This window comes from Peribacillus sp. SIMBA_075 (genome assembly GCF_046534585.1).
On record NZ_JAWRYN010000508.1, the window covers coordinates 1 to 275 of the forward strand.

The following is a 275-nucleotide window of genomic DNA, read 5'->3' on the forward strand; positions in this document are numbered from 1 at the left end:
GGCTGATCGCAGACTTTGTTCATTGTGTTCAGGTAGGACGGGCACCATCGATTACAGGAGAGGATGGGCTGCGCACCTTGGAGGTTGTCAAAGCCGCCTATGAGTCCAATCAATCCAAACAAGCTGTAACGATCATGAGGCTGCCCCTCTCCTAAAGCTTCTCTACACGGGAAGGGAGGGATCGAGTCGAATACGGCGCAGAAGATGGCAGAACGATTCACAACAAAACAAATAATGAGGTGGATGAAATGAAAATTGGACTGAGCACGTATAGC

At 49.5% G+C, this 275-nt stretch carries 1 protein-coding gene; it reads left to right on the forward strand.

Annotated elements, in window-relative coordinates; all coding sequences use genetic code 11:
* Window positions 1–5: 5 nt before the first annotated feature.
* A complete protein-coding gene (locus SB775_RS29200) occupies window positions 6–155 on the forward strand; it encodes a Gfo/Idh/MocA family oxidoreductase (protein WP_410864719.1) in 150 nt (49 codons plus the stop codon).
* Window positions 156–275 lie beyond the last annotated feature (120 nt).